General features: G+C 31.3%; 7 protein-coding genes. All 7 read left to right on the plus strand.

Translation table 11 applies throughout. The features are described 5' to 3' along the window. On the plus strand, positions 1 to 233 hold a 233-nt coding region (locus HGPT_RS00185; protein ID WP_040542150.1), incomplete at its 5' end, for an Orn/Lys/Arg family decarboxylase. Between the two features lie 64 nt (positions 234 to 297). Further along, positions 298 to 906: a dTMP kinase gene (tmk, locus tag HGPT_RS00190; protein ID WP_019137885.1), complete on the plus strand. Its 609-nt coding sequence runs from the start codon at positions 298 to 300 to the stop codon at positions 904 to 906. Then, positions 903 to 1,229 (plus strand): cyclic-di-AMP receptor, encoded by a 327-nt coding sequence (locus tag HGPT_RS00195; RefSeq protein WP_019137886.1) that lies wholly within the window; start codon positions 903 to 905, stop codon positions 1,227 to 1,229. The genes tmk and HGPT_RS00195 overlap by 4 nt, the downstream gene beginning before the upstream one ends. A gap of 8 nt (positions 1,230 to 1,237) precedes the next feature. Further along, a complete protein-coding gene (locus HGPT_RS00200; RefSeq protein ID WP_019137887.1) occupies positions 1,238 to 1,528 on the plus strand; it encodes a cyclic-di-AMP receptor in 291 nt (96 codons plus the stop codon). Further along, positions 1,528 to 2,466 carry a DNA polymerase III subunit gene (locus tag HGPT_RS00205; protein WP_019137888.1) on the plus strand — a complete coding sequence of 313 codons (939 nt, stop codon included), beginning with the start codon at positions 1,528 to 1,530 and terminating at the stop codon, positions 2,464 to 2,466. Before HGPT_RS00200 ends, HGPT_RS00205 begins: the two co-directional genes overlap by 1 nt. Next, positions 2,463 to 3,356, plus strand: a complete 894-nt coding sequence (locus HGPT_RS00210) for a PSP1 domain-containing protein (RefSeq protein ID WP_019137889.1) — start codon at positions 2,463 to 2,465, stop codon at positions 3,354 to 3,356. The genes HGPT_RS00205 and HGPT_RS00210 overlap by 4 nt, the downstream gene beginning before the upstream one ends. 183 nt (positions 3,357 to 3,539) lie before the next feature. Further along, on the plus strand, positions 3,540 to 4,979 hold a 1,440-nt coding region (locus tag HGPT_RS09120), incomplete at its 3' end, for an alpha/beta hydrolase family protein (protein ID WP_245544047.1).

The raw sequence follows: 4,979 nt of genomic DNA on the forward strand, positions 1-4,979 counted from the left end.
AAGATGCAATTTTATCCTACAAAAATAAAAATTATAAGAAGATTTTTCCACAGGAAATACCTATTCCAGAGAAAAAGATGCTTCCAAGAGAAGCTTTTTTATGTGATGGCGAAAGAATTTCTTATAAAGATGCTTCAGATAGAATATCAAAAGAAATTATTGCAGCCTACCCACCTGGAGTTCCTTTGGTGAGTTTTGGCGAAGTAATAAGTGAGGATATAATAAAAAAATAGATGAATTTACAAATAAAGGAATAGAAGTCATTGGACTTTTAGAAGACGAGATTGAGGTAGTTAAATGAGTGCTTTTATAACATTTGAGGGTCCAGATGGTTCTGGAAAGTCAACAATTTGCAACTTAGTTTATGACGAACTTTTAAAAAATAATATAAAGACAATTAAGACTAGAGAACCTGGTGGAACTAGAATTTCAGAAAAGATTAGAGATTTAATCCTAGATAAGGACTTAAAGGAAATGGATATGAGGACTGAAGCACTTCTTTATTCTGCATCTAGGGCACAACATACTTACGAAAAAATCCTTCCAAGTTTAGATGAAGGTGTGACAGTTTTATGTGAGAGATATGTATTATCTTCACTTGCATATCAAGGACATGCAAGAGGGCAAAATCTGGAAGACATAAAAGCAATAAATGATTTTGCAACTGGAGGAATTAAGCCAGACATAGTTTTTATATTTAGAACTAAAAACTCAACTCTAATTAGAAAAGACAAGAAGTGTTATGACAGGCTTGAATGTGAAGATGACGAATTTCACAAGTTGGTAAGAGATTATTACAATAATTTAGACAAAGAAGAAAATTATTATTTTATAGATGTAAATAAGAGCATCGAAGAAGTTTTTAATGACTGTATAAATGTTCTTAAAGAAAGGAAGATTTTGTGAAACTTGTAATCGCAATAGTCCAAGATGAGGACAGCGAAGTTTTAATAAAAACCTTAAATGAAAATAATTTTAAGGTCACTACAATAAGTTCTACTGGTGGATTTCTAAAATCAGGGAATGTGACAATCCTTTCAGGTATAGAAAATGAAGACCTTGACAAGTTTATGGAAATTCTAGAAGAAAATTCTAAGACAAGAGAAGTTAAAAGGACTATTCAACCTGTAAATATTCCAGGTCAAGCTATGATACCTGTTCCCATAACAGTAAAGGTTGGGGGAGCCACAATTTTTGTAACTGATGTATTTGATTTTAAAAGGTTTTAGGTGATAATATGAATACGAAAATGATGATTGCAATAGTGCAAGAAAAGTACACAGATGCACTAATTGATAGATTTTTAGATGAAGATATATATGTAACTAGACTTTCTTCTACTGGTGGATTTTTTAAATCAGGAAACACTACTCTTCTATTGGGTTGTAAGGAAGAAGAGCTTGATAGGATTTATGAAATCTTTAAAGAAGAAACTGAACCAGAAGATATACATTTAGATGAAGGAGACTTCAAAGTTTCTGGGGCTACAATTTTTGTAGTTGATTTAGAAGAATCAAAGAGAATCTAATGTTTTTAGAAAATACGTCCGTAATAAATAGCCTTGAGGGGGACCTCGAAAATAAGTCATACAGTCATGCCTATCTTTTTTCTGGAAGTAAGGGTATAGGTAAATTTTCTCATGCCAAAAATTTTGCAAGGGCAATTCTAAGTGATGATGCTGAGTCTGTGAGATTTTTTAGTGGAATAGATGAATATGAAGATGCAGACCTCTTTGTGGTGAAAAAAAAGGACACTATAAAAAAACAAGATATAGAAGAAATAATCGAAAATTCTTTTTCAAAACCCTTTGCTGCTAGCCACAAAATTGTTATTATAGACGATTTTGATAAGGTTACGCCCGAAGGACAAAATGCACTCTTAAAAACCTTGGAAGAACCCATGGATTATTTAATTTTGATTTTAATATCAAGCAATATGAGAAATATTCTTCCAACTATTATTTCAAGGTGCAGAATTTTAAAATTTGCTGATTTAACTCAAGATAGAATTGAGGAATTTTTGTTGTCAAGAAAAGTTTCAGAGAGAAATGCCAGGCTTTTTTCTAGACTTTCAAATGGAGATGTAAGTCTAGCTCTTAGATATTCAGAAGATCCAGAACTCTTGTCAAAAAGAGAAGATGTAATAAATATGACTGACAGAATTATAAGAAATACTGGATTTTTATTTGATGAAATGAAATTTTTTAAGGACAATAAAGATGATTTCAAAGAAATTTTAAATCTTATGATAATTTGGTATCTTGATCTAGTGTATTTAAAAAGTGCTAGAGAAGATTTTATTGTAAATATAGATAAAATTGACCTTTTGAAGTTACAAGATGTTTCTATTGATAGAGCAATAGATTCCTATGATGCTATTATAAATGCTTTGGGACGCAAAGAAAAAAATGTAAATTTCGATTTAAATATAGAGAAATTGTTAATGGATTTAGGGGGAATTAGATGATAGAAATCGCAGGAGTAAGGTTCAAGCGAACTGGAAAAATCTATTATTTTGATCCCATTGATATAGATTTAAATATTGGAGATTATGTAATTGTTGAAACTGTGAGAGGCCTTGAGTTTGGAGCAGTTGAGCTTTTAAAAGAAGTAGACGAAGAAAGTATTAAGGGTGAGTTAAAACCTGTTATACGCTTGGCGACTGACGAAGATAAAAATATCAATGTGGAAAACAGAAATAAAGCCAAGGAAGCAATAATAATATGCGAGCAAAAGGTTGAAGAACATGGACTTGATATGAAGTTGATTTCTTGTGAATACACTTTTGATCGCTCAAAACTTTTGTTTTACTTTACAGCAGATGGAAGAGTTGACTTTAGAGAACTCGTAAGAGATTTGGCGTCAATTTTTAAAACGAGAATTGAACTTAGACAAATTGGTGTTCGTGATGAGGCGAAGTATGTTGGTGGACTTGGATGTTGTGGCAGACCAACTTGTTGCTCAACTTTTTTAAGTGAGTTTTCACCAGTTTCAATTAAGATGGCAAAGGATCAAAACCTAAGCCTAAACCCTTCAAAAATTTCTGGTATATGTGGCAGACTTATGTGTTGCTTAAAGTACGAGCAAGATGGATACGAATGTATAAATAAAAAAATGCCAAGACCAGGAGAGATTGTAAAAACTGAAAGGGGAAAGGGTACAGTTGTTTCCACGTACACAATACAAGAGCTTGTAAAAGTTATGTATGAAGTTGATGACGAAAAGGAAACTGTATATCTTGAACTATCTGAGATCAAGAGGACAAGAGAGTTTAATAAAACTTTTATAAATCAATCGAGATCACTTAATATGGAAGAATATGACGAAAGTGAATTAGTAGAATTGGAGAGGGATTAGGGATAAGAGAGGTCTTATCCCCTTGTTATGAAAATAAATAATTTTTTAGTTAAAATTTCCAACAAAATAAATAATTTTTTTAAGAAACATTTTGGCAGAACCAGTGGTTTTGCCCTTATAATGGTGGCAATTATATCCTTATTTTCTGCCACCTTTTTTTATTATTATCTAGCAGATTTTGCTTTGCCAAAGCCACTGGCATTTTTACTTATAGCTTTGCTATTTTATGCCTTATATTTTATACTTTGGCAGCTACTAAAAATAGGATTTTTACTTTTAAAGAGAGTTAGGGCAAGAAATCTTGCCATCTACGCAATTCTTATCTGGGGATTAAAGTACTTTTATGACGAATGTTTATATTATGTAAATATAGATTATTTTGAAATAATTTTTATTGCTTTAGCCTTTCTTGTGCTTGTAACTTTTTCCAAGTCTTTGGTTTCCTTTGTGAAAAACAAGAAAAAATTAGCACTTTTATTTTTAATTCCAGCTACGGCAATTATTGCAGGGTCAGTTTATTTTATGGTATTTCCAGGTTTTCAATCTAAAGAAATTTATAAAATGGATTTAGAAAAAGATAAAGTTGCTGGAAAAACTGAAAAATATAAGGTAGAAGTAATTGATTATCAAGCAAATCCAGTAGATCTCACAGATTTTGTGAATTATTCAGGAAATACAAAAAAAATTAGAGACAAATTTTTTGGAAAGGGACTTAATAAGACAGATGTGAGAGGAAGAATTTATGCTCCAAAGGGTTTAGAAAAGGCGCCAGTTTTATTTGTAGTCCATGGAAATCACAGATTCACGACAAAAAATTATCTAGGTTATGATTATCTTGGCCATTATCTTGCAAAAAGAGGAATTGTCATGGTATCAGTTGACATGAATATGTTAAATGGATTTATGAAATTTGGAGTTGGAAATGAAAATGATGCAAGAGCTATTCTTCTTCTTGAAAATATGGAAAATATTTTTAAAAGAAATAAGATAGAAAATAGTCCACTTTACAATAGATTTGATAGAAATAATATTGCTATAATGGGACACTCAAGAGGAGGAGAAGCTGCAGCTATTGCCTATAACTTTAATGAGCTTAAATTTAATCCTGACAATGGAAAAATTCCTCACAAATATGATTTTAATATAAAGGGAATAATTACAGTTGCTCCGACTTATAATCAGTACAAGCCTTCAGACAAAAATATAATTTTAAGAGATGTAAATTATTTTACTATTGCTGGTACTAACGATGCTGATGTAGATGGTTTTGAAGGAATGCTTATGTATGACAATGTAATTTTTTCTGGAGTAAAGGATAACTTTAAAACAGCTCTTTATCTTGGATATGCTAATCATGGAAACTTTAACAAACTTTGGGGAGATTTTGATTGTGACCCAGGAGAGGGACTATTCCTAAATAGAAAAGAGCTACTTGATGCTGATGATCAAAGAGAAATTTTATCTGCTTACACTTTAAACTTTCTAGAAAATTCCTTTGGAAAAACCTACAACAGAGAAATATTTAAAGAAGGACCATATAAGTACAGCGACTTGCCAGAAACAAATTATTACACTAGATACATGGATTCAGATTTTGTAAAGCTTGCTGACTTTGAAGAAGAT

The sequence above is a fragment of the Peptoniphilus timonensis JC401 genome (assembly GCF_000312025.1).
GTDB lineage: Bacteria > Bacillota > Clostridia > Tissierellales > Peptoniphilaceae > Peptoniphilus_A > Peptoniphilus_A timonensis.